At 48.8% G+C, this 26,636-nt stretch carries 26 protein-coding genes, 1 pseudogene and 1 other annotated feature; of the genes and pseudogenes, 5 read left to right on the top strand and 22 right to left on the bottom strand.

The genetic code is table 11. From position 1 onward, the window contains the following. Window positions 1-230: 230 nt before the first annotated feature. The 19 genes from QQK89_RS24020 to QQK89_RS23930 all read right to left on the bottom strand — a co-directional run bounded on the left by QQK89_RS24020 (window position 231) and on the right by QQK89_RS23930 (window position 17,284). Window positions 231-1,697 carry an Lsa family ABC-F type ribosomal protection protein gene (locus QQK89_RS24020; protein WP_284241238.1) on the bottom strand — a complete coding sequence of 489 codons (1,467 nt, stop codon included), beginning with the start codon at window positions 1,695-1,697 and terminating at the stop codon, window positions 231-233. Window positions 1,698-1,990: 293 nt separating this feature from the next. Beyond that, window positions 1,991-2,593 (bottom strand): dienelactone hydrolase family protein, encoded by a 603-nt coding sequence (locus tag QQK89_RS24015; RefSeq protein WP_284241237.1) that lies wholly within the window; start codon window positions 2,591-2,593, stop codon window positions 1,991-1,993. Beyond that, on the bottom strand, window positions 2,583-4,670 hold the full coding sequence (locus tag QQK89_RS24010) for a transglycosylase domain-containing protein (RefSeq protein WP_284241236.1): 2,088 nt from the start codon (window positions 4,668-4,670) through the stop codon (window positions 2,583-2,585). Before QQK89_RS24010 ends, QQK89_RS24015 begins: the two co-directional genes overlap by 11 nt. Window positions 4,671-4,760: 90 nt before the next feature. After that, window positions 4,761-5,087, bottom strand: coding sequence for an AzlD domain-containing protein (locus QQK89_RS24005; protein WP_284241232.1), 327 nt, complete (start codon window positions 5,085-5,087; stop codon window positions 4,761-4,763). Continuing rightward, window positions 5,078-5,803 carry an AzlC family ABC transporter permease gene (locus tag QQK89_RS24000; RefSeq protein WP_284241231.1) on the bottom strand — a complete coding sequence of 242 codons (726 nt, stop codon included), beginning with the start codon at window positions 5,801-5,803 and terminating at the stop codon, window positions 5,078-5,080. The genes QQK89_RS24005 and QQK89_RS24000 overlap by 10 nt, the downstream gene beginning before the upstream one ends. 60 nt (window positions 5,804-5,863) lie before the next feature. Next, window positions 5,864-6,334, bottom strand: a complete 471-nt coding sequence (locus QQK89_RS23995) for a DMT family transporter (RefSeq protein ID WP_284241230.1) — start codon at window positions 6,332-6,334, stop codon at window positions 5,864-5,866. Beyond that, a complete protein-coding gene (locus tag QQK89_RS23990; RefSeq protein WP_284241229.1) occupies window positions 6,331-7,035 on the bottom strand; it encodes a Crp/Fnr family transcriptional regulator in 705 nt (234 codons plus the stop codon). The genes QQK89_RS23995 and QQK89_RS23990 overlap by 4 nt, the downstream gene beginning before the upstream one ends. Window positions 7,036-7,070: 35 nt before the next feature. Next, window positions 7,071-7,496, bottom strand: a complete 426-nt coding sequence (locus tag QQK89_RS23985; protein ID WP_284241228.1) for a DMT family transporter — start codon at window positions 7,494-7,496, stop codon at window positions 7,071-7,073. Window positions 7,497-7,606: 110 nt separating this feature from the next. Beyond that, window positions 7,607-7,876, bottom strand: a complete 270-nt coding sequence (locus QQK89_RS23980) for a hypothetical protein (RefSeq protein WP_284241227.1) — start codon at window positions 7,874-7,876, stop codon at window positions 7,607-7,609. A gap of 94 nt (window positions 7,877-7,970) precedes the next feature. Further along, on the bottom strand, window positions 7,971-8,699 hold the full coding sequence (locus tag QQK89_RS23975; protein ID WP_284241226.1) for a class I SAM-dependent methyltransferase: 729 nt from the start codon (window positions 8,697-8,699) through the stop codon (window positions 7,971-7,973). A gap of 89 nt (window positions 8,700-8,788) precedes the next feature. Further along, window positions 8,789-9,217 carry a cupredoxin domain-containing protein gene (locus tag QQK89_RS23970; protein WP_284241225.1) on the bottom strand — a complete coding sequence of 143 codons (429 nt, stop codon included), beginning with the start codon at window positions 9,215-9,217 and terminating at the stop codon, window positions 8,789-8,791. Between the two features lie 21 nt (window positions 9,218-9,238). After that, window positions 9,239-9,439 (bottom strand): twin-arginine translocase TatA/TatE family subunit, encoded by a 201-nt coding sequence (gene tatA, locus QQK89_RS23965; protein WP_284241224.1) that lies wholly within the window; start codon window positions 9,437-9,439, stop codon window positions 9,239-9,241. 19 nt (window positions 9,440-9,458) lie between these two features. Then, window positions 9,459-10,205: a twin-arginine translocase subunit TatC gene (tatC, locus tag QQK89_RS23960; RefSeq protein ID WP_284241223.1), complete on the bottom strand. Its 747-nt coding sequence runs from the start codon at window positions 10,203-10,205 to the stop codon at window positions 9,459-9,461. Continuing rightward, window positions 10,202-11,923, bottom strand: a complete 1,722-nt coding sequence (locus QQK89_RS23955) for a GMC family oxidoreductase (protein ID WP_284241222.1) — start codon at window positions 11,921-11,923, stop codon at window positions 10,202-10,204. Before QQK89_RS23955 ends, tatC begins: the two co-directional genes overlap by 4 nt. A 17-nt stretch (window positions 11,924-11,940) precedes the next feature. After that, complete coding sequence (locus QQK89_RS23950) at window positions 11,941-12,714, bottom strand: gluconate 2-dehydrogenase subunit 3 family protein (protein ID WP_284241221.1); 774 nt, start codon at window positions 12,712-12,714, stop codon at window positions 11,941-11,943. Between the two features lie 196 nt (window positions 12,715-12,910). Further along, complete coding sequence (locus tag QQK89_RS23945; RefSeq protein ID WP_284241220.1) at window positions 12,911-13,861, bottom strand: D-2-hydroxyacid dehydrogenase family protein; 951 nt, start codon at window positions 13,859-13,861, stop codon at window positions 12,911-12,913. 85 nt (window positions 13,862-13,946) lie between these two features. Further along, window positions 13,947-15,032, bottom strand: coding sequence for an aspartate-semialdehyde dehydrogenase (gene asd / locus QQK89_RS23940; protein ID WP_284241219.1), 1,086 nt, complete (start codon window positions 15,030-15,032; stop codon window positions 13,947-13,949). A gap of 112 nt (window positions 15,033-15,144) precedes the next feature. Beyond that, window positions 15,145-15,407 (bottom strand) — a binding site (T-box leader). A gap of 57 nt (window positions 15,408-15,464) precedes the next feature. Continuing rightward, window positions 15,465-16,670 (bottom strand): multidrug efflux MFS transporter, encoded by a 1,206-nt coding sequence (locus tag QQK89_RS23935; RefSeq protein ID WP_284241218.1) that lies wholly within the window; start codon window positions 16,668-16,670, stop codon window positions 15,465-15,467. Between the two features lie 47 nt (window positions 16,671-16,717). Next, window positions 16,718-17,284: a cysteine hydrolase family protein gene (locus QQK89_RS23930; protein ID WP_284241217.1), complete on the bottom strand. Its 567-nt coding sequence runs from the start codon at window positions 17,282-17,284 to the stop codon at window positions 16,718-16,720. A gap of 132 nt (window positions 17,285-17,416) precedes the next feature. On the opposite strand from QQK89_RS23930, the gene QQK89_RS23925 reads away from it, so the two are divergent. Continuing rightward, entirely contained in the window at window positions 17,417-18,031 is a 615-nt protein-coding gene (locus tag QQK89_RS23925) for a TetR/AcrR family transcriptional regulator (RefSeq protein WP_284241216.1), read from the top strand. 62 nt (window positions 18,032-18,093) lie between these two features. Here QQK89_RS23925 and QQK89_RS23920 read toward each other — a convergent pair whose 3' ends face one another. Continuing rightward, a complete protein-coding gene (locus tag QQK89_RS23920; RefSeq protein ID WP_284241215.1) occupies window positions 18,094-19,626 on the bottom strand; it encodes an FAD-dependent oxidoreductase in 1,533 nt (510 codons plus the stop codon). Between the two features lie 60 nt (window positions 19,627-19,686). Next, complete coding sequence (locus QQK89_RS23915) at window positions 19,687-20,901, bottom strand: MFS transporter (protein ID WP_284241562.1); 1,215 nt, start codon at window positions 20,899-20,901, stop codon at window positions 19,687-19,689. Window positions 20,902-21,130: 229 nt separating this feature from the next. Here QQK89_RS23915 and QQK89_RS23910 point away from each other — a divergent pair, with 229 nt between their 5' ends. Both QQK89_RS23910 and sigJ read left to right on the top strand, forming a co-directional pair. After that, the gene (locus tag QQK89_RS23910; RefSeq protein WP_284241214.1) at window positions 21,131-21,580 is read left to right on the top strand and encodes a carboxymuconolactone decarboxylase family protein; all 450 of its coding nucleotides are present in this window, start codon (window positions 21,131-21,133) and stop codon (window positions 21,578-21,580) included. A 103-nt stretch (window positions 21,581-21,683) separates the two neighbouring features. Beyond that, entirely contained in the window at window positions 21,684-22,583 is a 900-nt protein-coding gene (gene sigJ, locus QQK89_RS23905) for an RNA polymerase sigma factor SigJ (RefSeq protein ID WP_284241213.1), read from the top strand. Between the two features lie 98 nt (window positions 22,584-22,681). Here the strand turns inward: sigJ and QQK89_RS23900 are convergent. Beyond that, window positions 22,682-24,231 (bottom strand): annotated as a pseudogene (locus tag QQK89_RS23900) (IS1182 family transposase). A gap of 374 nt (window positions 24,232-24,605) precedes the next feature. Here QQK89_RS23900 and QQK89_RS23895 point away from each other — a divergent pair. Both QQK89_RS23895 and QQK89_RS23890 read left to right on the top strand, forming a co-directional pair. After that, the gene (locus tag QQK89_RS23895; RefSeq protein WP_284241212.1) at window positions 24,606-25,343 is read left to right on the top strand and encodes a FadR/GntR family transcriptional regulator; all 738 of its coding nucleotides are present in this window, start codon (window positions 24,606-24,608) and stop codon (window positions 25,341-25,343) included. Then, complete coding sequence (locus QQK89_RS23890; protein ID WP_284241211.1) at window positions 25,306-26,523, top strand: CynX/NimT family MFS transporter; 1,218 nt, start codon at window positions 25,306-25,308, stop codon at window positions 26,521-26,523. The genes QQK89_RS23895 and QQK89_RS23890 overlap by 38 nt, the downstream gene beginning before the upstream one ends. Window positions 26,524-26,636 lie beyond the last annotated feature (113 nt).

Genomic DNA, 26,636 nt, shown 5'->3' with positions numbered 1-26,636 from the left:
GAATTGAAATTTGACATTTGACATTCTCTTGCTCGGCATGGTATTATATAAGTGTAGATAAGATGTATTAACTATGCCTTTTATGAAAATGATCTTGCAGAGATTTTTTAACTATACCACGTTTCTTTTTTATATGCAATCGTCTATTTCGCCCTGCTCTTGCGCAGGGCTTTTTAATTTTGCTCCAACCTAAACAAAAGGCCGCCCTTCTCAAGAAGGCGGCCTTTTGTTTATAACTCGACGATTTTGGTTGCAATATTTTCGCAAAACGCACGGTCATGTTCAACAAACAATATGGTCGGCGAATGCTCCAGCAACAGCTCTTCGATCTGCATGCGCGAGATGACGTCGATAAAGTTCAAAGGTTCATCCCATATATGCAAATGCGCCTGCTCGCATAAGCTTTTGGCAATGAGAACCTTCTTCTTCTGCCCCCCGCTGAAAGCCGAAATGTCTTTCTCGAATTGTACTCTGGAAAAGTCCAGCTTGCGTAAAATCGCTTTAAAGAGACTTTCATCTATGCCCTGCTCTCTTGCGTAATCCGTTAAATTTCCCTGTAGATGGGAGGTGTCCTGGGAGACGTAAGAGATCTTCAGATTACTTCCCTTCCGGAATGTTCCGGTAAAGCTAAGCTTCTCGCCGCAGATTAGCTTAATCAGACTCGACTTGCCGGAGCCGTTTTGCCCGGATAATGCGATTCGCTCCCCTTGCTCAATCGTAAAGCTGATGTCCGAACACACTTCCCTATCGCCATAATAGATCGAGACATGTTCAAGCTCAACTAGCTGTGGTTTATGGTACGCAAGCTGAGTGATCTTCAAGCTATCGGAAGCTTCAATGTTCTTGAGCAGCTTGGATTTCTCGTCAATCGCGGATTGTTGCCTCTGCTCAATCGACTTGGAGCGTTTCATCATTTTTGCCGCTTTATGCCCGATATAGCCGCGGTCTACCGGTCCGTTGCCGTATTTGGACTTCTCTACTTCATGCGACCAGTCGTTTGTACGTTTGGCTGCATCGGACAGCCGCTTGATGTCTTTTTTCAGTTTATGATTTTCGGCAAGCTCATAGTTGTCCTGGCGCTCTTTGTTCAACCACCAGTCAGAGAAGTTGCCCTTCTGAATCTCAATATTCGTCCGGTTGATGGATAAAATATGGTCCACGCAGTTATCCAGAAATGCCCGGTCATGCGAGACGAGTATAAAGCCGCTCTTCCCGTTCAAGTATTGGCTGACCAGCTTTCTCGCTGCCATGTCAAGATGGTTCGTTGGCTCGTCGATCAGCAGAAAACTATTCTCCTTCAGGAATAGGGCCGCCAGTAGCACTTTCGTCTGTTCGCCATTGGACAACGTCTCGAATGGACGGTATAACACATCGTCGGTTACTTTAAGCAGCGATAGCTCCCGCATCAATTCCCATTGCTGGTAATCGGGAACAATCTCTTCCACAACATCGGTTGTCAGATAGTCGGGATGCTTCACCTGGAACGGAAAATATTCAAAGCTGACGTTAGCCGAAATATGTCCGCTATATTCAAGCTTCCCGAGCAAGAGATTCATGAACGTTGTTTTTCCCCGGCCGTTACGTCCGGTAAAGCCAAGCTTCCAGTCCGTATCCAGCTGAAAGCTTACATTCTCAAAAATATTATCGTAGCTGCCGTCATGGGCAAACGTGAGGTTCGATACATTAATCAATGACATATAGGAATTCCCCCTGTAATCAAAAAGAGCTGCAAGAAAGTTACCTTTCTCACAGCTCAAATAAATACAGCTAATCCAGCCTGTTCATGTAGAAGCCATGACAGACGGACAGGGATATCCATTGAGTGAGAAAAAGATGCAGTCACTTTCTTGCGCATAGAAAAATAAAACAACCGAAATTTGGTTCGTCTTCGTTCGTTTTATTCTCGTATACCGTCGCAAGAAAATTCTACATATCTTTTTCATCCCCAATCCTTAAATTACAGGTATCTTAACATACCCGTATTTGAATATCAACCAATGGATTTCAGAAAGGCTAGCATTTCCTGGTAAGCCGCGTCTGCCGAAGCCGGAACATAACGCTCGGAATAAGGATCTCCGAATCCATGCTGACCGGTTAATTTATGCACTTGGATTTGCGGCCGTTCCCGTAATTCGGAGATCAGTTGATCCACGTCAAACGAAGGTTCAACTTCGGGGTAAAACAATAATACCGGACAAGCAGGTTCCAGCTGCTTATAACCTCGGATCCGGGAACCGTAGTAGCCTACGACGCCCGAGATATCTGGACACGCGCTGCAAACCCAGGCTGCGGTTGCCCCGACGCTGAAGCCAACCAGATAAACGTTCCGGTATTGCTTCTTTAATTGCTTGGCTAGTTGCAGAATAAGCGCAGAAGCTTTCTCAAACCCGACATGAGCCATGAAATCGTTATACGCTGCTTGCTCCTGCTCATATCGATATGGCTCTGTCGTATGAAGCAGATCGGGCGCATACACATCGTAGCCTTGTTCCCCCAATGCCGAACAAACCGAGGCCATGTGCTGGTTCAGACCGTAGATCTCATGAGCCACAATGATGGCGTTATCCGAATGGTTATTGATTTCAATCATCATCGTGCTCCTCTTTCCCCTTTGGACCTTTATGTTTCTCTGCGGGTCCTTCTTTTTTCTCCTCGCGGTCAGGCTTGCCTTTGCCTGGATGGTCATGTTTGGGTTCTTTTCCCGGTTTATCAGGCTTATCCGAATTTTTAGGTTTATCTTTGTTTTCTTCTTTTGGTTTGTCATTCTTGTTCAAGTTCAAACCAGGAGCTTTCGGGAAAGCTAGTACAGGTTCGCCCGCCAAAGCCTCGCTCATCAGCTTCTGGAACACGGCCGCTGCGGCTTTGGACGTGGTCGTTAAATAATGGTCCGTATCCGTATGGTCATAACCAAGCCATACAGCTCCAACCAATTGAGGCGTGTACCCGACAAACCAATTGTCTTTCATCCCCGCGCCGTTTGTCCCCGGCATTTCCGTCGTTCCCGTCTTGCCGGCAACAGGACGGTCTCCAAGAGACGCTGCGTCCCCCGTGCCTTCCTTCACGACGCCTTCGAGAACCGAAGTCATGGTACGGGCAATAGCCGGTTCCGTAACTTTAATGGTCTTGCTCAAATCGGGATCGGCAATGACTTCCTCTTCGGCGGATTCGATCTTCGTTATGGCGTGAGCGGGAATCCGCGTTCCGTCATTGGCAAATACGCCAAACGCTTCCGCCATCGCAAGCGGAGACACCCCTTCTTGCAAACCGCCAAGCGCAAGTCCAAGCGTCCGGTCCGCGTCCGTTAGTTCGATTCCGAAGCGGTTTGCGGCTTCAACACCCGCATCGATCCCCATTTCGTTCAATAGCGAAACGGCCGGCACGTTATAAGAATGGATGATGGAATCGTAGATCGTTACTTCACCGTGATAGGCGCCTCCGGCATTCTTGGGTTGATAGCCTCCGAAGTTGACCGGTTCATCCATTAGTTTATCGCTTGGTTTATAACCCTGCTCAAAGGCCGGCGTATAGACCGAGATTGGCTTCATAGTCGAACCCGGCTGGCGTTTCAGTTGAACCGCCCGATTAAATCCGCGGAAAGGCTGCTCCCCTCTCCCGCCGATAAGAGCGCGTATACCCCCATCCCGAGGATCTAGAAGGACAGCGCCGCTCTGGATAAGCTGATCGGAGCTGCTTGCCGGAAACACGCTAGCCTGCGAATAAACCTGCTCGGCAGCTTGCTGCATCTTGGGATCAAGAGTGGTATAGATGCGAAGACCCCCATGCAGTACTTCATTTTCCGTCAATCCGAATTTCTGTCCCGCTTCACGAATGACCTGGTCGATAAAATAAGGGTATTTAATCGCGTCATTGCTGCTTGGTTTCGAATCCATAATATGGAGCGGCTCCTTGATGGAGGCATCGTAAGCCGATTGATCAATCTTGCCTTGCACCTTCATCAGTTGCAACACGACATTCCGTCGTGCCTTAGCTTCTTCCGGATGGCTGTATGGCGACAACGCGGAAGGAGCCTTAATAATTCCCGCCAATAGAGCGGATTCCGACAAAGTCAGTTCATTCACGGGGATGCCGAAGTAAACCTCGGAAGCTTTCTTGATCCCCCAGGCTCCTTCCCCGAAATAAATCTGATTCAGATAATACGTCATGATTTGTTCTTTATCGTAGTTTTTCTCGATTTTCTCCGCGAGCAGCAGTTCTTTCCATTTTCTTGTCCAAGTTCTCTCTTGACTGAGAAAGACGTTCTTGGCCAGCTGCTGCGTGATGGTACTTGCTCCTTGAACCGTATGGCCGCTCGTCAGGTTCGTCAGCAATGCCCGGCTTATTCCTCGTATATCCGTCCCGCTATGCTCATAGAATCGTTTGTCCTCTACCGCAACAACCGCTTCGATCAGATGCTCTGGCAAGCTGTCGAAACTAACGGCTTCCGCTTTCTTCGGCGAGATGCGCATAATCTCTTCTTGATTCTGATCATAAAAAATGGTCGCCGCCGGCAGCGGCTTCTCGAGCAAGGATACGTCCTGCTTTCCTACCATCATGTTGAAAATAACTACGCAAGCTACGGCGATAATGATTCCTGCACCTATTACAATTAAGGCTAACCGTAACCAGATTGCCCGTTTCTTTGCTTTCCGGTGATGAATAGCTGATCTCATGCAACTTCCTCCAAGCTTTCTAAGCAACATCCCGTTACTTTTGTCATGGATAATAGTTCGCAAGTAAGACCGTTTTTCTGTACGTGAAGCCTATAATAAGAACCGCAATAACATTACCGTTACTACTCCTACCACTATTGTACCGAGCAAGCTGCGCGTAAATATAGCCACCAGGAAGGTCGGAAGCGCGGCAAACAGCTCGATATTATCGCGTAGCGGAGTCATCTTCCCGTCTGTCATCAGCAGTTCATTGCCTAATAAGGCTGCCATCACGGCAATAGGTATGTAGCTTAACCACCGCATCGCGAGGTCCGGAATTTGCATTCGGCTAAGCACAACCAGCGGAAGCACGCGAGGCAAAAAAGTGACTAAAGAGGCTCCTATGATAATGGCGAGAATATCCCATCTTATTTCCATCGTTCAATCAACACTCCTATTGTTGCTGCGCTAATCGTAGCGATAATAACGGCAATACTGCCTGATGTCACCATGCTTGTCCCTACAACGATAATGACTGCACTTACAACAACGATTAAATCCCGGAATAACCTCTGGCGACCAATTAATTGCAAGACTAGCAATCCAATAAACATGGCCGACAAGGCGAAATCAAGCCCAAACTTCTCCGGGTTCGTGATCCATTGTCCCAGAAAAGCTCCTGCCGCCGTTGCCAGAATCCAGTTCAAATAAGCCGTGACGTTAAGGCCGTTCATCCAGGATTCGCCGAGCGCTCTCGTATTTGCCGCTCTATTAATCGCTACGCCGAATGTTTCATCCGTTAACAACGTGCCGATCATAATGGTCTTGAAGGCAGACAAATGCCGGAAATACGGAGATAATGCCGCGCTAAGCAGCAGATGCCGGAGATTAACGATAAATACGGTAAACACGATCGCGGCAACCGACCCATGCGAAGCAACCATCCCGGCAATAATGAATTGCGCGGATCCGGCATAAATCAGGATGGACATCAGCGTAATCTCCAGCACGCTTAATCCGGAGGTATGGCCAACGACGCCTGCCGCAAATCCGATGCTCAAATACCCCAGTAACGTTGGTATGCAATCTTTTACCCCTTGAAGGAAGCTATTCTCATCCATAGCCATTCTAAGCTGTACGTTCTCTTGTTGCATGTACTTCCCTCTCCCAAAAAAGTCTATCCTGATATAATACCATAAACCGCGCGGCGCGACTTAAGTTAATTGATGCCGCATCTGCCGATGCCGTTCTTTGGGCTTGAATTTGAATAACAGTATTCCAGCGATTAGCGCGACTCCTCCGATTGCTTTTTGCCAAGTAAAAGGGACCTGCTCAAGTCCAAACCAGCCGGCGGAATCCCACCACAAGGCACATAACAATTGAGAAGCCATGACGATGGTTGTCGCATAACTTGGCCCAAGTAGCCGTACCCCTCTCACAACGCAGTTCACTACGCCTAGGCCAAGCAATCCGCTGAACCAGAACCAGATCGGCATCGGCTTCCAGCTCAGCAAATCCGCTCCTTCAAACAGCAGTCCCATGCCAAGCGATGCGATAAAACCCATCCCTAGCACAAGAGCCGTAGTGGATTGGGAATGAACGGCCATATTCACTTTGTTATTAAACAAGGTTTGCACACTAACAAACATACCCGCCATGAGGGCCAATAAAATGCCCGTCATCATTGCTGCTCCCCCCGATCTCCATTCTCGTAAATATTTCGTCCGGCAACCGCTCCAAGTCCATTCCTGTCTAGTACAACAAGAGAGCCCCGGCTTCGTTCAATCAATTTCATCTTGCAGAACTGTAAAATGACCCGGTTCAGATGGCGGTAGCTAGTGCCGATCAAATCGGCCATATCCTTCAGATTAGCCGTACTGACAAGCGAATCCGCCTGCGTAGTGACGCTTAGCAGATAACTTGCAAGCCGTACCTCCACTGGATACAACAAATTAAAACTTAAGGATACCGATTTGTTATAAAACTTTTGCGTGACCAAATGCAGCATGAACTGTAGAAATGGTACTTCCTCCCGGTAAATTCGGAGCCAACGTTTATGAAATCCAACCGCTTCGACCGGCGTTACAGCGGATACCGTGTTCAGATTTTCCAATTCGTTCAAACACTCAATCTCCCCAAGAACGCCTAGCGGAGACGTGAAATTGACAAGGAGCGTCTTGCCTTCCGCCGAGGCCGTATATACCTTTACTTTGCCTTGCACGAGAAAAAAGATATATTCCGGCACTTCGCCTTGCTTGCATAACTTTTCCTCCGGATCAAACCTGAATAAGGCCAAATGCTGCCGCAGCGAGCTTGGGAACACGTCATTTAATGCATACTGAGAGAGGTAATGTTGTATTTGTTCCGGATCCAATTGTTCCTTCATGAGCGTCCCCCTAACTACTGGCTATTGTAACCTCTTTAGAACGATAAACATAAAATCCCGGTGATCATAAGCGCAATGCCAATCCATTGCGGCGTTCGAATCCGAATGGGAGTTGTCCCGAACCAACCAGCCTGTTCCATAATCAGCGTAACCACAATCTGTGCGATCAACACGGACGATACGGTTACGGCAGCGCCATTATGATGAAAAGCGGTTATGTTGCTGAATATAATAAAAGCCGCAAACGCGCCGCCAAAGCGATAACGCATTTTTACTTGCCCCAGTTTCTTCCACGATTTGTCCCCTGTCAGCCATACGATCAGCAAAGCTGCGGCAAATCCCGTGCCCTGCGTCAGCGCGGCAGCCTGCCATGTTCCAAGACGTTCGCCAATCGCAGCGTTAGCCGTACTTTGCAACGTTAGGAAGACGCCGCCTAGCACCGCAAATAGAATGCCCTTCATCCCTTGTTTCCCCCTCAATCGTCTTGCTCTCCTTATTTAACGACGAGCGGGCAGGTCAACGAAAGGACATATGTCCTGATGAAGGCAAATAAAAAAAGCATCATTGCTTCTTAAGCAGCGATGCTTTCCTTATCTTTTTCCATATGTTCTTTGTTGCCTTGCATTTGTTCGTTCATGTCGCGCAATTCTTGCAGCATAACGTCCAATTCGGAGCGAAGCTGATGAAGCTCTTGCTTGCATAGAAATTGCAGCTTATCCAGTTCATTGGCACTCATATTGCCCATTCGGATTTGATACAGCAGCTTGTATTGCATCGATTCGCTTTGGCTGATCCGGTATTCCGGCATTCTTGCCGTTTCGGTCTTTTGCGCTTTGTTCATGTTTGTATAGCTCCTTTATGTTTTTTTCCATCATAAAGGAGCTTTATTAAGCAAGTATTTATAAATTGTTAGATGCGTATTAACTTTTCACAACTTATGTTTTCAGTGCTTTTACAATTAGAAACCACGGATCTCTCATCAATCGGTCATACCAGCGTTTATACCAGTCAAGAGCTCCGGGCTGATCGATAAAGTCTTCGCTTGGCTGCGGTTCGATCATTTGATCCAGCGTAAAATGCTTGGTGGTCGAGTTGACGATATCCATCATGGATTTGTGATAAAAGGTTACTTCGACAGGTCCCGTCTCCTTCTTATTCCAAATATCCGTAAGCAGCTCCCGTGCGAAATAATCCTGTTGATCGAACTGCTGGTAAACCATAAATGGATGATGAACGGAAAATAACAGCTGGCCGTTTGGCTTGAGCACCCGGCGAAACTCTGTTAACACGGAATCCCAATCTTCTATGTAGTGCAGGGTAAGCGAACTTACGATAAGATCAAAGGATTCATCTTCAAACGGAAGCGGCTGACTTAGATCATGGACCATAACATTCGCTTGATTCCCGACTCTTCGCCTGCATGCGGCAACCATCGCTTGGCTCAGATCAATAGCCGTAACCGCTGCTCCGCGTTCCAGAAGCTGAGCGGTATACCAACCGGCGGCGCAACCCGCGTCCAGCACGGTCATGTCAGTCAGATCCTCCGGTAGCAACTTCATCATAGCCGGACGCTCGTAGTAGGCATTATGTCCGCTGCTTTGATCAACGGAAGACGCATAAGCAACAGCCAGCTGATCGAAAGCTTTAGCCACTTTTTCTTGCATTTTACCCCTCCTCTTTGAATCCAAGCTTATCCTAACATCATAATACAAAAAGCCGCGAAATTTAACCTTCGCGGCTTCTAGTAATTTCTTTATTCAACAATGATCTTGCCAACCATCTTGCTGTGCCCGGCACCGCATACAACGGAGCAATGGAATTCATGCTCGCCGGCTTTATCGGCCGTAAATTCTGCGGTTCCTTTGTTTTCCTTAATGTCAACGTTAAAATCCGGAATGGCAAAACCATGGAACCCTTCCGCATTATCCAAGGTGATTGTTACTTTATCCCCTTGTTTAACGCGAATCTCCGGTTGATCAAATTCAAAGTTGGTCGCTTTGACGGTAATGGCTTTGCTTCCGCCGCCGCTCGAAGCATTATTGCCAGCATTGCCGGCATTCCCGGCGTTGTTGCCGGTGTTCGCGTTATTATTTGCATTGTTGTCCGAACTTGAACCGCAGCCTGCAGCTCCCATTACGGTAACGGCAAGCGCTGCAATCATCAGCACCTTACGGATTTGCATGTGTTTTGTCCCCTTTTGCGCTTAGTTTTTAGTTTGCTCGAGCTCAATGATGTTCGATTTTGGTTCCGGCTCGTCGTCCGCAATGCCTTTCGTGGAATTGCGGAATTCGCGAAGCGTATCGCCAAAAGCCCGTCCTAGCTGCGGCAATTTGGCCGGTCCGAATACAATCAAAGCAATAGCCAATATAATAATCAGCCCTGAAATCCCTACGTTGTTAAACATGCCCTTACACCTCCGTATTTTAAGTCGTTTGAACGGCTAACTTCCGCTTATAGTAACGCGTCGAGATAAAAGCGCTGATCTCGAACAAGATGATGAGTGGAACAGTCACGGACAAATGAGATACGAAATCCGGAGGTGAGATAAGTGTTCCCACAACCGCCAAGCCAACATACGCGTATTTTCGTACCTGCTTCATTTTGTCAGGCGTGAGCAGTCCAATCCGGGTCAGGAAAGTCATGGCAAGCGGCATTTCAAACGCTACTCCCATCGGCAACAGAAAGCTGATGAGAAACGACATGTAATGCTGGATCCCGTAGACCTCTTGAGCGCCCATAGACTGGTTCACCTTGATCATAAACCGGATCATCATCGGCAAAGCCACCGTGTAGCCGAACAATACTCCGCAGACGAAGAGCAATGAAGAAGTGGGAACGTACACAAGCGTGCTCTTCGCTTCCGCATCGGTCATGCCCGGTCTCGCAAAAGCCCACAGATGGTACAGCAGGAAAGGCAGCGTCAAGATAATGCCGACAAGCAGCGCGCATTTCATATACACCGCAATGCCGTCCGAGAGGGCAAATACGCTCCACTCCACTTCAATGGAGCCCAGATGGCTTTTGACAAAAGTCAAAATCTTCGGCGCCGCGTACAGCCCTGCTCCCAGAGAAGCAAGAAACCAACCTGCCACATAAATGAGACGTTTGCGGAGCTCCGTCAGATGACCGATCAGATCGCTGCTTATCGTATCTTCCGCCGGGCTGCTCACACGAGTGAACCGCCTTTTTCCAGAAACTTCTGAACCCCTTCGGCTGTCCGGTAAGCCAATGCGCCAACGGTTGCCGTTGGGTTATATCCGCTGTTGTGCGGGAAGTTCGAAGCCCCGCAGATAAACACGTTATCCGCATCCCACATTTGCAAATAATTGTTTACAACGGACGTTTTGGGATCCGATCCCATAATCGTGCCGCCCGTGTTATGGGTAGACTGGTAAGGAACGATGTTGTACTGCTTGATGGAATCGTGGACTTCGGTTTTGGTGGCTTTCATCTCGTCCGCGATCCCTTTTGTTTTGCCGGCTATAAACTTCACGAGCTCACGGTCGTAATCCTCGAAATCAAAGGTCATCCGGATAAGCGGCTGGCCAAAGGCATCTTTGTATTCCGGATCCAAATCCAGATAGTGATAACGGTTCGGCATGCTTGCGCCTTGTCCCGTTACGGACAACACGCGATTGGCATTATGAATCGTCGCTTTCTTGAACTCCGCCCCCCATTTCGGCGTTCCTGCCGGAACCGGCTGGTATTGAATCGGACGAAGCCCGGTCTGAGTGAAGCGAATATTGGCGCCATGCAGAAACTTCAAGCCGTTATGGTCGAAGTTATCGCCGTTGAAATCGTCAATACTGCTGCCAAGCGCTCCGGCCCCCATAGCCAAATTAAATTCTCTGTCCTCATAAAAGGCACTCGTGCTTGCGCCGTTGATCTGGTAAGCATAGTTCCGGCCGACAGAACCCGTATCCGTCTGCGGATCATAAGGCTTGCCAAGTTTGGAGAGCAAGAGCAGTCTCACGTTCGTGAACAAGTAACCTGCCATAATGACAACATCCGCCGGCTGCGTAAATTCTTCGCCGCTTGGCGTATGGACGTATGTAACACCGGTCGCTTTTTTGCCATCGTGAATGATTCTGGTTACGTTGGCATGGGTTCGAAGATCAAGCTTGCCTGACTGCTTGGCTACCGGCAGCACCGTTACGACCGGATCCGCCTTAGCGCCGTATTCGCAGCCAAACCGCTCGCAATAGCCGCAATATTGACAAGGTGCGCGCTCAATGCCGTCCGGATTTTTGTACGGCTCAGTTAAGTTGGCCGATGGGATTACATACGGGCTGTAGCCCAGCTTCTTGGATGCTTCCTCAAACAGCTTCATGGCAGGCGATTTCTTCATGGCCGCCGTGGCAAACGGCGTAGACATTTGGCCAATATTGGACGGCAATTCTTTCTCGCCCGAAATACCCGCCATCTGCTCGTATTTCACGAAATACGGCTCAAGCTGTTCATAGGTAATGCCCCAGTCGCGAATGGTCACGTTTTCCGGGATAATGGATTTGCCGTAACGTTCTACGGTTTTGCTATGAATCTCGAAATCATAAGGCAGGAAGCGGTAATATTGGCCGTTCCAGTGAACGCCTGCTCCTCCTAGTCCTTCACCTAGCAAGAAGGATCCGTAGGTACGCATCGGCAATGCTCTCATCTTCATCGTATTGCGGAACGATACGGTTTCTTTGGACAAGTCTTGCATCAGATCATAACGCGCGGCATACCGAAGCTCGTCATGTACATGATAGTAATCCTGCGTGTCGCGGCTTTTGCCCCGTTCTAAACCAACAACGGAGATGCCGGCTTTCGTCAGTTCAGCTGCGATAATACCGCCAACCCAACCCATGCCTACAATCACGACAGGAACTTTTGGAAGTTTAGTTGCCATATTGGTTCACCCCTTATCTACCCAAGCTCAAGATGATCATGCAAGCTTAACGGTTCCAGCTTGACGAACTCTTCTTTTTCGATGTAATCGGTATAGCTCATTTGGTTGCCCGGGAAGTTTCTCATCTTCCAACCTGCCATATTGCGGTTGCCGCCATACAGCGGATCGGCGTATGCGCCTTCCATCGTGAGATTGAGGAACATCGCGAAAAAGTTCGTGGCAGGAAAATCTTTAATCCCCGTTTCGTTCTTCTCAAACGCCGTCAGTACGGCATCTTGTTCCTCTGGTGCTATCTCCGCGAAAGGCTTCTGGTATTTCGTATTGCTGTACTGGTTCATGGCTTCTAATCCGAGCAGAATTAATTCGTTGCGTTTAAATATCAACTGATAACCCTGCGTTTCTTCCGCCTTGTAGTAAGGTGGAAGCATGTAGTCCCGCGCATTATAGCCGTATTGGCTGACCATCTGATGGTCCATGAAAAACGCGACCCCAAGCTCCTTGGCGCCTGGACCCGAATCGTCCGCAGGGAATATCCGCTCAGCGGCCGCTTCGGCGGTCGTAAACTGGTCTTGACTGAAAAACATTAACGCTTGGTTATAGTCTTTGTTCTCCGCAGCCGTTCCCGACTTGCCCGGTTCCGCGGTCTCATCCTTGTCGGTTTGTTTGACATTAGCGCCAACCAGACCGCCGATCACTCCGCCTAGCACTACCCCGCCAAGTGCCGTACCTGAATATTTAAGGAACCTTCGCCGGGATTCGTCTTGCGGTTGATTGGGTTTATCGTTCGCCATAATCATTATCTCCTCGCTACCCGATTTAGTAGGTTTTCTAATTTTCTTCCAATGGAACATAAATTATTCATGAAATATTCCAATTGAGGAAACAGCAAAAAAAACCGCACTATTAGTTGTATCAATAGGCGGTTTGTTAAAGACCATATAAAGATAGACTGCCCGGCATAACCGACAGTCTATCTCTTTTCTGAAACTATGTTAATACGTTCACCGGCGAACCGGCCAAATAAGCTTCGATATCTTCTACGATGCCCTTGTAGAAACCGCGGTACGCCGCTTCCGTTACGTAACCGATATGCGGAGTTGCAAGGACATTCGGGAGCAAGCGAAACGAATCGTCTTGAGGCAGCGGTTCCTGCTCGAATACGTCGATCCCGGCTCCGGCGATTTTGCCGCTTCGAAGGGCTCCCAGCAAGGCCTCCCGTTCCACAATAGGGCCGCGCGAGGTATTGATAAGAAATGCTGTCGGTCGCATCCGTTCAAGCTCTTTTGCACCGATCAAGCCTCGAGTACGATCTCCCAACACCAAGTGTATCGATACGATATCGCTGTTCTCCAGTAGCTCTTCCTTGGAGGCGGCCATCGTAACTCCGGCAGCGGCCGCTTTCTCGGCCGTCAGGTTCTGGCTCCATGCCATAACCTCCATGCCAAAGGCTTGTCCGATCCGCGCTACATTGGTTCCGATATGGCCAAGCCCCAATAACCCCAGCGTCTTTCCGTGAAGGTCGACGCCAATCGTACTTTGCCAGCCGCCGTTTCTGACCGCTTCATTCTCAGTAACCAGCTTTCTGGCTAGACCAAGAATAAGCGCCCAAGTCAGCTCGGTAGTCCCCTCGCCTCCGCCTTTTGTGCCGCATACCGTAATCCTTTGTTCTGAAGCTGCTGCCAGATCAATCGAAGCATTACGCATGCCGGTTGTTACAAGAAGCTTCAACTTAGGCAGGCGCTGCAGAAGCTCCTTGCGGAATGGCGTTCTTTCCCGCATGATGACAACGATCTCACAATCCTGTATGGCAGCGATTAGCTCTTCCTGATCCTCGAAATGATGATTGTATACTTTAATCTCAACACGGTCCTTAACAGAAGACCAATTAGCCATGCTCAAGGAAACATTCTGGTAATCATCCAATACGGCGCATTTCATTTGTTGTTCTCTTCCTTCCCTAAGAAAGCAAAACAGCAAGCTCCTTACCCGCTATTCTGGGGGAGCTTGCTGCCATTTCTCTCAATTATTTCGCTTGGATATAACCTTCCGCTTTAAGAAGCTCGGCGATCAATACCGCACCGCCGGCTGCGCCGCGAAGCGTGTTATGCGACAGGCCTACGAATTTGTAATCGTACAGGGAGTCTTCGCGAAGACGGCCAGCCGATACGCCCATACCGTTCTCGATGTTGCGATCGAGATTCGTTTGCGGTCTGTTCTCTTCTTCGAAGTAAGTGATGAATTGCTTAGGTGCGCTTGGCAATTCCAATTCTTGCGGACGGCCTTTGTATGCGGACCAACGAGCAAGAATCTCTTCCTTCGAAGGTTTGTTCTCGAACTTCACGAATACGGTTGCCAGGTGGCCGTCCGTAACCGGAACGCGGATACATTGCGTCGTAATAAGCGGGGAGCTGGCTTTTACCACTTCGCCATTCTCAACGCTGCCCCAAATGCGAAGCGGCTCTTGCTCGCTTTTCTCTTCTTCGCCGCCGATGTAAGGAATAACGTTGTCCAGCATTTCCGGCCAATCCGTAAAGTTCTTGCCAGCACCGGAGATCGCTTGGTAAGTGGAAGCGACAACCGTTGTCGGGTTAAATTCACGCAAAGCGTGAAGAGCCGGCACGTAGCTTTGAATCGAGCAGTTAGGTTTAACGGCAATAAAACCGGTTGTAGTACCCAGACGTTTTCTTTGCGCTTCAATCACTTCAAGATGCTCCGGGTTGATCTCCGGAATAACCATTGGAACGTCAGCCGTCCAGCGGTGAGCCGAGTTGTTCGATACAACCGGAGTGCCTGTTTTGGCATACGCTTCTTCAAGCGCCTGGATCTCTTTCTTCGGCATATCCACCGCGCAGAATACGAAATCTACGCCAGCGGCAACCTCTTCGACTTTCGAAGCATCCTGCACGATGATAGATTTAACGGCTTCAGGAATTGGCGTATCCAGCTTCCATCTATTTTGAACAGATTCGACATACGTTTTGCCCGCAGAGCCTGCGCTTGCCGCAATCGCGGTTACTTCAAACCAAGGATGCTGGTCCAGCAATTGCATGAAACGCTGACCAACCATGCCTGTTCCACCAACAATACCAACTTTAAGTTTTTGTGACATAAGTTTTTTCAAATCCTCTCAGTCTGATTTTGCATCCCGTACCTTACATGTATGCGGTATATCTCGTTTTGCTTGCTATGAAATAAAAAAATCCCACCCCCAAGACCGTAGTCTCAGGGACGAGATTGGAATACTCGTGGTACCACCCTAAATTCGCGGATATGTCACCATATCTGCCTCTTCGAGTACGGCATGATTAAGCATGCTTATACTCTAGCTCTATAACAGGAGCTCCCGTCGCACCATCCCCTATATGCCGGTTCCGATGCGCTGCTCAGAGTCTTTCTTCAATAAATAACTCTTTACTCCTTTTCAGCGTACCGGAGCTCTCTGGGAAAGAATTGATTTACCTACTCGTCTCGTCATTGCATTTCATATTGCAGTTATAATAACAAAAAACGAACTTTACGTAAACCCATTTCCGCAAAAAAATTAAGCGGTTCGAACCAGTTTGCGATCCAGCTTTTTATAGGCTTTAAGGTAGACCCATGCCGCGTTTAACAGCAGGATTGCCCCCGTCGTGAAAAACACGGCCCGAATGCCCATCCATGCGGCGATCTGCCCGCCAAGGACGGAACCGATAAAGACGCCAAGGTAACCGGCTGACATGCTGAAACCGAATATTCGGCCTGTCAGAGCATCCGGCGTTATCTTTTTGAGCAAAATGTTGACCGACGGATTAAGTCCTCCTGCCGCCAATCCCAGCAAGAAACGAAGCACCATAAGCTCCCATGGTTGATGGACTAAAGCCTGCGGTATAAACAGCAGTCCGGCAACGATTAGCGAGATAAGGATAACTTTGTGTGCCCCAATCTTATCGGATAACCTGCCTAGCCTTGGCGCGGCAACGATATTCGCAAGCCCTGAAGAGGAGAATATGAATCCCGCAAGGAGCGCGACATGTTCGGCGTTGTTCGTTAAGCTTGTTACATACACGGTTAGTACCGGTTCAATCGAATACATGGCCAGCGTCAATGCAAAATACGTTACGAACAAGGTGAGGGTCAAGCTTTTCTCGGGAATACTGCCCCATACTTCTTTCATGGTTTGCGCTTTTTTATCCACGCGGACGAAATTCTCTTTCACGAATAACAGCGTGGTAACAAAGGCAATCAGCAACAATATGCCGGTAATAAAAAAGATATTTCGCATGCCGAAATGCAGTTCCAAAAAACCGCCAATCGAAGGACCCAGCAAGGAACCGGCTATTCCAGCCGTGGACAAGGTTCCGAGCGCCCAGCCGGCGTGGGCTTTCTCGGTCTGCGTGGCAATCAGCGCCGTACAAGCCGAGGCGTAACCGGTTATAATCCCCTGCAGCAGGCGAAGTCCAATCAGTTCATAAACATTTTGGGCGAAACCCATCGTAAAAATAACGATCGCCATGCCTAAGCTGGCCCGAAGCAACATCGGTTTGCGTCCGAATTTATCGGCCGCTATTCCCCATATTGGGGAAAATACCGCGGACAGAATAAAGGTAACTCCAAACGCAAAACCCGAATATTGCTCAATCAGCTTGGTATCCGATACGCCGAGATGTTCAATGTAAAGCGGCAATACCGGAGCAATCTGACTCATGCCGATGCTTGCGACAAACACGCCGAACCAGCAGACGAACAGGTTTCTTTTCCATATTGGCATCCCTGTCAGCCCCTTCCGTTCTGTATCTCGAATGATGAAAGGAAGCTTTATGCCAGCGACGAGATCCATTCCTGAACGGTAGTGACTTCTGCCTGGCGAGGAAATACTTTCTCGGTGAGGACGCGATGCACTTCAGGATCCGCATCGAGGCAAGCATCCTTCAGTACGGTAACGGCGTAATCCTTGTCTGCCGCTTCACGCACCGTAGACAAGACAACGCCGCTAGTCGAAATCCCGCAAATAACCAGATTCTCAATCTGTTTAGCACGTAGAATAACTTCCAGATTGCTGCCGGCAAAAGCGCTGATCCGGAACTTGGTTACAACCGGCTCGCCGGGCAAAGGTTTTACGAATTCGTGAATTTGCGTTGCTTCATCATGAATGGTCATCCCTCCATGCTTAGTAAATGCGGAGAAGGCTTTATTGCGGGGACTCACTTCCGGATATCCTTCATTGAACCCAACCCGGACAAATATAACCGGTATGTCATTCGCTCTTGCGGCATCGAGTGCCTCCCGGAAAGGCTGAAGAACTTCCATGTTATCCGCAAACCGCGATACGATTCCATTTTGCAAATCCATAATCAAAAATGCCGTGTTTTGTTTTGTGCTCATTGCTTGTGCACACTCCTTCTTACTGTGATATTATTAAGCGGAGAACTCTCCTCTTGATATTAAACGGAGATGTCTCCGTTTGTCAACCGACGCACGTTACCAAGGGAATTACGAACAGGAAGTGAATCCTCCATGAATGAAGAAGAAACCGTCTCTTTGCCGAAACCCGAACGACGGGATGCGGCAGAAAATCGCCAACGTATTCTAAATGCAGCTCTTCGCTTATTCGAGAGGCATGGCGTTGAACAAGTCAGCATGAATCAAATCGCTATGGAAGCCCAGATCGGGCCTGGCACTTTATATCGCCGATACCGCAACAAGAGCGAACTTTGCCTTGATCTAATGAAAGATAATCTTGTCCAATTGTTCGAAGATATTTACGCTTACCTGGAAGACAATCACGGTGATTCCCCAAGCTCCAGATTAAGAGGAATACTTGCTTTGTTTATGGGCTTTAGGGAAAAGAAAGCACAATTGCTGCGCGGCGTCGAGGAATCGTCTTCTTCCAATCGGCCAACCTCCCGGACGAAAGGGCCGCTTTACCACGAATTGCACGAGATTCTAGTTCAGCTGTTTGATGAGATGCATGCTTTCTCCGGACGTTCAGGATCAAATAGCGTATTCCGCGCCGATATGCTCTTGAACGGGATCAGCAGCGATGCTTATTGGTTCCAACGGGAAGTCCGCGAATATACGCCGGATGAAATTTTGGAGCATTTATGCGCTACGTTTATAGCCGAATCATGAAAACGCAAAACCAGCAGTTCTCCTTGAACCTAAAGGAAACCTGCTGGTTTTATCATTATTGGTTATAAACGGACTAACGGCTTGGAAGCAGGCCCTTCCATTACTTCACCCGTATAAGAAAACCGGGAGCCATGGCAAGGGCAATCCCAAGTCCGATCCCCGTTGTTCCACTCCACCTCGCACCCCATATGCGTGCAAGTCGTATCAAGGAGAAAGAGCTGTCCGTCCTTGTCCCGATAAGCTCCCGCCCTGCGGCCATGAAGGTCAACGACGCTGCCTTCATCCTTGTCCAGCTGTTCCGGACGTTTCTTGATAAACTCGAGTTTCCCGCTAATGAGGTGTTTGGCGACATCGGCATTATCCGCTAGCAGCTTGCCAACGGTCTTCCATGACAAGGAACGCGATGGCGAGAATAACTCCGCATACGGATTTTCCCTCTCCAGAATAAGATCCCGGATCATGAGGGCTGCCGCCGTCCCGTTTGTCATTCCCCATTTACGGTAACCGCTTGCGATAAACACATTTGGATGGGTTTTTTTGATTCGCCCGATAAAAGGAAGCTTGTCCCCCGTTACGAGATCCTGCGCGGACCAACGGTAAATGATTTTTTCCAAGTTAAATTGATTCTCCGCAAATTTCCTTAGCTCTTCGTAATGATTAATGGTGCAAATGCCTTGTCCCGTCTTATGGCTCTGCCCCCCTACAAGGAGGAGTTTATGATGATCGTCAATCGGGGCGCAACGGATGGATCGTTTCGGATCTTCCGCGCTTAGATACATTCCCCCCGGATACTCGTCATGAGTTTGCAAACCAAGTACATAGGAACGATCCGCATGCATCCGCGCGAAATAAAAGCCCTCCCCGTCATAGAACGGAAAATGCGTGCAGGAAACGACGTATTTGGCATTCACGCGATGACCGCCCAAGGTCATGACCTTGGGCGTATCGACAAATTCCACGTCTACGGCTGTCGTATGCTCATAAATCTGGCCGCCGTTCTTCACGAATTCCCGTGCAAGCTTCCATAAATATTGAAGCGGATGGAACTGGGCTTGACCATCCATTCGTACAGCTCCAAACATCGGCAGCGATAGTGGCATACGGTCCAAATACGCTCCCGGTATGCCTAAGGCTTCGTAAGCTTTTGCTTCCTTTTCCACCTTGACGATATAGTCCACATGATGGGTATATACGTAGGCATCTTGCTTGGAATAACCGCATTCGATCTGATAGTTCTCAATCGTCTCCTCGATGAAAGCCATCGCATCTTTGGACGCTTGATAATATAGCGCAGCTTTCTCTTTCCCTTCAGTCCGAATGAGCTCGTCAAATATCAAATCATGCTGCGCGGTGATTTTGGCAGTCGTATGAGCGGTTGTACCGTTCAATACGACTCCGGCTTCCAGAAGAGTAACCCGCAAACCTTCCCGGCTTAATAAATAAGCTGTCGTAATGCCGGATATCCCGCCTCCAACAACAACCACGTCTGCTTCAGCGTCTTGTTCCAGCTTTGGGAACAATGGACGTTCCTGCTGCGAAGCTGTCCAGAACGACTCGGGAAACTGCGGCAGCTCTTTATGGTAAGGCATCCTCATGCTCCTCTCGTTGGCAAATCCTGTTTCTTAATTTGCGTGGGCGAGGAGAAATTTATGTGGTTATGCGTTGATGCCGGATTGACCGGATTGACCGGATCGACGCCCGTCGCGTAACCGCAACAGCAGGAGTGATCCCGCTATAATAATAAGCCCGCTTATGACATAGACCCCGTGCAAATGAACCGCGTTCTTTAGAACACCGGACAATAACATGCCAATCACCATCATTCCCATAAATACGGGCATAATTGCGCCAGAAACACGTCCCATAAAAGCCATTTCCGTATTGCTGATCATTAACGTCTGGATGCCGCCTTGAATGGCCGGATAGACGAAGCCGCTAATGATTAACAGGGCGATCGTCAGCCAGATCATTGTCGATGTCCCGATCCCGATCGTACAGACCGCCGTGATGAGCAGCCCGGCCATAAACATATGCTGCGGCTTCCATTTCTTTGCAAACCCCATCATTGCAATGCCGCCTATTAACATCGCGGCTCCGTTCGTCATGACGAGCCACTGCAGAAAGGACTTATCTTGGCCTAACTGTTCTACGGCGATAAAGATTTGAAGCGGCTGCGTAAGACCGGAAGCAAAACCTACCACGGCAAAACTTAAGCAAAGGGTGCGCAAAGCCATATTCGACCATACATAACTTAAACCGGCTTTTAATTCGTTCATGAAGCTGCTGCCTGTTGCCTTGCGCTCAGCATCCGAATCCTTCGGCAGTGTTCCCAGGATGATCGAAGAACCGAAGAACAAGACCGCGGTAAGAATAAGCGAGACATGAATGCCAAGCTTCAAGAAAATAATAGTACCGACTACCGGTCCCAGAACCATAAAGATCGCGACCAATGTCTGCGATATGGCCATGACAGGCTGCAGTTGCTCCGCGGGCACGTGACGTTTATACAGCTTCATGGCGGAAGGCTGAGACAATTGAGACAAGCTGGCGGATACAAAGGATCCGAGCAATAGCGCCATCCACCCTCCATTCATTAGCGCAATCATAACAACAACGACAGATACGGCGGACAGAAAATCACTCCCTACCATCGTTCGCTTTGGCCGCCATCTGTCAGCCAGTGTCCCGCCAATTAGGGCGAATAGAAAGATCGGCGCAAATTCGGCTACGGAAATAAGCGATACATACAGCGGATCATTGTGCGTTAAATCCGTCACATAGAGCAAGACGGCATAATTTCGGATCCATATTCCGAGATGCAGCAGCACCCTGGAACAGATAATGGTTCGAACATAACGATTGGACAACATTTTCAAATACCTCGGTTTCATTGAATTTTTGATGCTCATCGATGATTGTAGCTTGAATCTACTTGTTTACTAATTTAGTAATTTACTAAATAACTTCTGTTAGTTTAAATCGTAACTCCCGCCCAAGTCAATTAAAAAAAACTTTCTCCCTACCTGTCACAAATCCGATTCGTTAATTGTCTTAGATATCGAAAGCAACACAATACGATACAAATTGGAGGAATTTCCTATGAAATTACGTTTAGATCACCGTTCCGCTAACCCCGCTGCTATGCAAGCTTTGATGAAGCTCGAAGGTACTGCCCAACAGTTGAACCCGGATAAAACACTGTACGAATTGATTAAAATCCGCGCATCCCAAATTAACGGCTGTGCCTTCTGTCTGGATATGCATACGACTGACGCACGCAAGCTTGGCGAATCCGATCAGCGAATCAACCTGGTCGCCGTCTGGAAAGAAGCGCCGCAATTCACGGAAAGAGAACGCGCTGCCCTTCTTCTGACCGAATCACTGACACTTGTAGCGACAGCCGGCGTGCCGCAGGATGTTTACGAAGAAGTTCGGAAGCATTTCGACGAGGAGCAATACGTGGGATTAATCATTGCGATTAACGCGATCAACAGCTGGAACCGGATCGCAATCGCAACGGGCATGTTCCCCGGCTGCTACGAGAACTAAGAGCTAGCGAATACAGCAAGAAACCACTCCTCCTTCGCGAGGGTGGTTTCTTGCTGCTTGCTTTGTTATGATCATTTTAGCTAATAAATGGGAGGTTGATGTCGTGACATCAAGTTATGCGGCATACGAAGTTGAACAACTATACCGGGATTATAAGCCTCTGCTTATCTCGATTGCCTACCGGATGCTTGGTTCGATGAGCGAAGCGGAGGATGTGGTCCAGGATGTGTTCGTCACCGTCAGCAAGCTTGATGGAATCGGTATCGAGCATCCGAAGGCTTACTTGGTCAAGCTGCTCACCAACCGTGTATTAAACGTCATGAAATCCGCCCCGCGCCAAAGGGAAAGTTACCCCGGCGAGTGGCTTCCTGAACCGGTCAGCGATTCCGAGCCGGAGTCCTCGCCGCTCGACAATGTCATCCAGCATGAGCAGCTTGGTTATGCCCTTCTAGTTCTGCTGCAGACCTGTACGCCGCCCGAGCGCGCCGTATTTGTGCTTCGGGAATCCTTCGGTTATGAATACGCCGAGATCGCAGCCATGCTGGATAAATCCGAAGCTGCCTGCCGGAAAATATTCAGCCGCGCTTCCGCCAAAGTTGGCCACGCTTCGGTTACGGAGAGCAAAGAATCACTGGATGAGTCGATGTCACAATTCGTGCAATCCTTCTCCCAGGCTATTTATACCGGCAGATTGGAAAATTTCATTCATCTGCTCACCGATGATGCCGTGATGATTACTGACGGCGGCGGAATCGTGCGTTCTGCTCTGAATCCGATTTATGGCGCTGAACGAATCGCTGCTTTTATCGAGGGGATTGCCCGCAAAGGAGCTTTCGAAGGAACGTGGAAGCACGTTTCCGTCAGCGGGCAACAAGGCATCTTGCTTGTTCGCGACAACAAGCCGGTTAAGGTCTATCTGTTCGAGCCGGATGAGGACACGAAGTTGATCCGAGCGGTGTATGTGATTTCCAATCCGGAGAAGTTGACGCGGATTCACGAATAACGATGCAAGGGGCAGTCTCAAAAGGTGATCGCTCACTTTAAAGACGGCTCGCATTAGTAAATAAAGAGTGATTCTTATGAAAATAGTGCTGCATAGGGTTACCCTTGCAGCACTATTTTTGTTCTTGCTCCTTTCTTCAGCAAATTGTGGGCAAGCGAAAGCCACCCGACCTCCAGGCTAACTTTCGGCAAGCCTCGAAGTAGGAATCTGCGGAATCCCCGATTATTTTTTATTTGGCCAAATACACTCTCGGGTTCGTGCATTCGTCGAACCGACAGGGCATGTCCTTCCTCGCTCTTTAATTGTTTCCTTGCTTGTTGTTTGAGTCGAAGATATTCCATGCTGACCTTTATTTCTCGATCCCCTTGGGCCTTTGTACATCTTTCCTTTAGCGGACAGCCCTCGCAAGAGATACTGCGGTAGTTACGCGTAACGATTTCATATCCGCTCTCTGTCGTGCTTTTGCTTTCATAACGGAATAGCAGCTTCTGACCAGCCGCACAGGTCCAGGTATCTTCGCTCTCGTCATAGAGCCAGTTCTCGAACTTACTAATATCTTGTTTCCATGCCCTCGTGTTTTCTTTGTGATAAGTATTGTATTTCACAAGTGCTCGTTGTTCTTCGGACTCCAGATAAGCATAGTTTTCTTCGCTGCCATAACCTGCATCTGCGATGATGGTTCCCGGCAATTGCCCTAATGAGGCTTTTACTTTGTCTAGATGCGGCTTCAGGCAACGTGTATCTGTGGGACGTTGATGAATGCTGTAGCTAAGAATGAATTGATCTTCTGTTCCGATCTGCACGTTATATCCGGGTTTTAATTGTCCATTGCGCATGTGGTCTTCCTTCATGCGCATGAATGTGGCGTCGGTGTCCGTTTTACTAAAGCTGTTCGGCTTCCGAGCGTTTCTTCTTGCCCTTCATATTTTTGCAGGCGAGGCAGAAGATCCCTCCGGACAAGGCGAACAGCTTTCTTTAGCGGTTTGTCCTTCGGCTTTTCTTGAAGCTTGTTTTCTAATTGCTGAACAGCCTGCTCCAGCTTTTCGCTCGTAATGGCTGAAGCTTCTCCGAGCTCTGGAAGGTCCAAGTTATTCAGCACCTGATCTTCCTGTTTCTCTGCTTCTTCAATAGCAGCGAACAAGGTCTGCACCTTTTCTTGCAACTTCATCTTCTGTTTGACGACAGCCTTGCCCCAGACAAACGTGTAACGATTGGCATTGGCTTCGATTTTTGTTCCGTCTAAAAAGTAATGCTCCAACTTTATGTAGTTTTCTTCCTTGAGAAACTGAAGAACTGCCGTGAAGACGGTCTCGAGCACGTCTTTCATGCGCTCAGAACGGAAACGGTTAATGGTACGGAAATCTGGACGTTGCCTAGCAGCCAGCCACATGAACATGATATTCTCACGTACGGCTTTGGCAATTTGGCGAGAGGAGTAGATGCGCTGTGTGTACGCATAGATAACGACTTTCATGAGCATCTTTGGATGATAGCTGTCCCGGCCACCTCCGGGATAAGCTTTGGTGAAGAGCTTCATATCTAAGCGATTGACCGCATCGTTGATGACGCGTACGAGATGATTTTCGGGGATATCTTCTTGCAAGTCCATTGGCAAGGACAGTTGATCCATGTTATATTCTTTGTACATAAAGAAGCCTCTCTTTACTTAGAATGGTTGGGTGGTACCTCCATTTTAACAAGGGTTGGCTTCTTTTTGTTTGAGCATTTCATGAACAGGTTAAAGGCAGACGGAGCATTAAATGATTCTGGAGAAGCGTCAGCGGTCGCTTTTGCTCAGGGATTCCTACCTTACCTCATTGATTAAAGGGAATCCCTGAGCAATGGCGATTGGAAGAACATTTAATGCGCAGGCAGCTGGTTTACCTAAAACAAAAAACAGGGGTGTCCCATCGTCATTTTCATGACTTATGGGACACCCCCTTTTTTGTATTGCGCAATGGAGCAATTAGATGTAAAATAACCAAACATCCTACGTTTGTACGTTTGAAAGAGGTGACGCAGATGCTAAAGCAGACAAAACGATTATCGCTTGTAGAACAAGTCGCTGAACAGATTGAAAGCCTGATCTCTTCCGGCAATTGGCCTGTTGGCAGCAAGATCCCGGCCGAGCCGGAGCTTATGGAACAGCTTCAAGTGAGCCGCAACACCCTAAGGGAAGCGATTCGCGCCTTAACGCATGCCGGGTTGTTAAAGACAAGACAAGGCGACGGGACTTATGTCAGCTCATCCAGTGCGCTTGGACCGGTCCTGAAGAAACGAATCTTGCGCTCCGGCTGGCTGGAGACGCTGGAAGTCAGACATGCCCTCGAGAAAGAGGCGGCAAGTCTATCGGCAGAGCGGCGGGACGAGGACGATCTGGAACGGATGGCTTATTGCCTCGAACAGAGCAAGATCGCCATTCTTGCCGGAGAAGCCGACCTCTATGCCCGCTGGGATGTAGAGTTCCACCAGGCTATATTCGCTTCCTCTCGCAACGGACTTCTTATAGAGCTGTATGATTACATTTCGGATAGTGTGCAGCCGATACTCGTGGATATGTTTCATGATGTCCCTTTTCACTCGTTCCACGATAACCACACTCAGTTGCTTGAGGCAATAAGGAAACAAGACAGCGAAATGGCTGTAGAGATGGTTCAGCAGTATATTCGGGAAACGCAAGAGCATTTCAAGAATCAAAACATCACCGGAGGACATAAGCAACATGGAGAAGACGAATTCCTTAACCAAATCAGAACTTAAAAAAGCTTCGGGATTGCTTCTGGCGATCAGCATTATATTTGTGGCCGCCAATCTAAGAGCCCCCATTACTTCCGTTGGACCGTTAGTCAGCTACATCCGGGAATCAACCGGCATTTCCAATTCCGTTGCCGGGTTGCTGACGACCGTGCCTTTGCTCGCCTTTACCTTTATGTCTCCTTTCGCCCCGCAGCTTGCACGGCGATACGGCGTCGAAAGGGTTATTTTGACCGCATTGATAGTGATCGGAATCGGGACCCTATGCCGAACGCTATCCAGTTCCGCTGCCTTATTTGGAGGTACGGTTCTAATCGGCTTGTCCATTGCCGTCTGCAACGTCCTTATTCCCAGTCTTGTCAAACGAGATTTCTCCGGCAAAATCGGTCTAATGACCGGCGTCTATTCGGTCTCGATGAACTTCTGCGGAGCACTGGCATCGGGAATCAGCGTGCCGCTTGCCCGTGACGCGGGATTGGGCTGGCAAGGCGCTCTTAGCTGCTGGCTGATCTTGACAGCCTTAGGCATTCTTTTCTGGCTACCAAGAATGAGACATTCGCGCCTGACGAATGCGGAGCAAGCGCAGGTCAACACGGCTACTCCCGTTGTTAAGCCATGGCGCTCCCCCCTTGCTTGGCAAGTCACCCTATTTATGGGTCTGCAATCGTTTATCTTTTATAATTTGGTTGCCTGGCTGCCGGAAATCTTGAACAGCCGGGGCATGTCGGATGACTCCGCGGGCTGGATGCTGTCGCTAATTCAATTCTCGATGCTGCCTTTTACTTTTGTCATCCCGATTATTGCGAGCCGGATGCAGTCCCAGCGGCTTCTCGTCATAATTACGACGTTGCTATATGTAATCGGAATTGGCGGGCTTATGCTGGATGGCAATCATTTAGTACCTCTATGGTCCGTTTTGATCGGGATCGCCGGGGCGGGTTCCTTCAGTCTAGCCATGTTGTTCTTCACTTTGCGCACCCGTACAACCCATGCCGCCGCGCAACTGTCCGGCATGGCGCAATCGGTTGGTTATCTTCTCGCCGCCGTTGGTCCGCTTGTGTTCGGAATGATTCATGACGTTACGGGCCATTGGACGGTATCCATTGCCATGCTTATCGCAGCAAGCTTCCTCATATTTATGTTTGGCATGGGCGCTGCGCGCAACCGATATGTCGGTGACGTTTAGGCAAGGGCCCTGGCATTAGAATGTGCAGGTTGTTGATTATCCAAAAAAAAAGGGCTATCCCATCGTCATATTAAGGGACTGACCCCATAGAGTGAGACAAATTAAAACACCTT

The organism is Paenibacillus glycanilyticus (genome assembly GCF_030161375.1).
GTDB classification, from domain to species: domain Bacteria; phylum Bacillota; class Bacilli; order Paenibacillales; family Paenibacillaceae; genus Pristimantibacillus; species Pristimantibacillus glycanilyticus_B.
The sequence above is the reverse complement of the archived record's forward strand: the minus strand, read 5'-3'. Positions and strand labels throughout refer to the sequence as shown.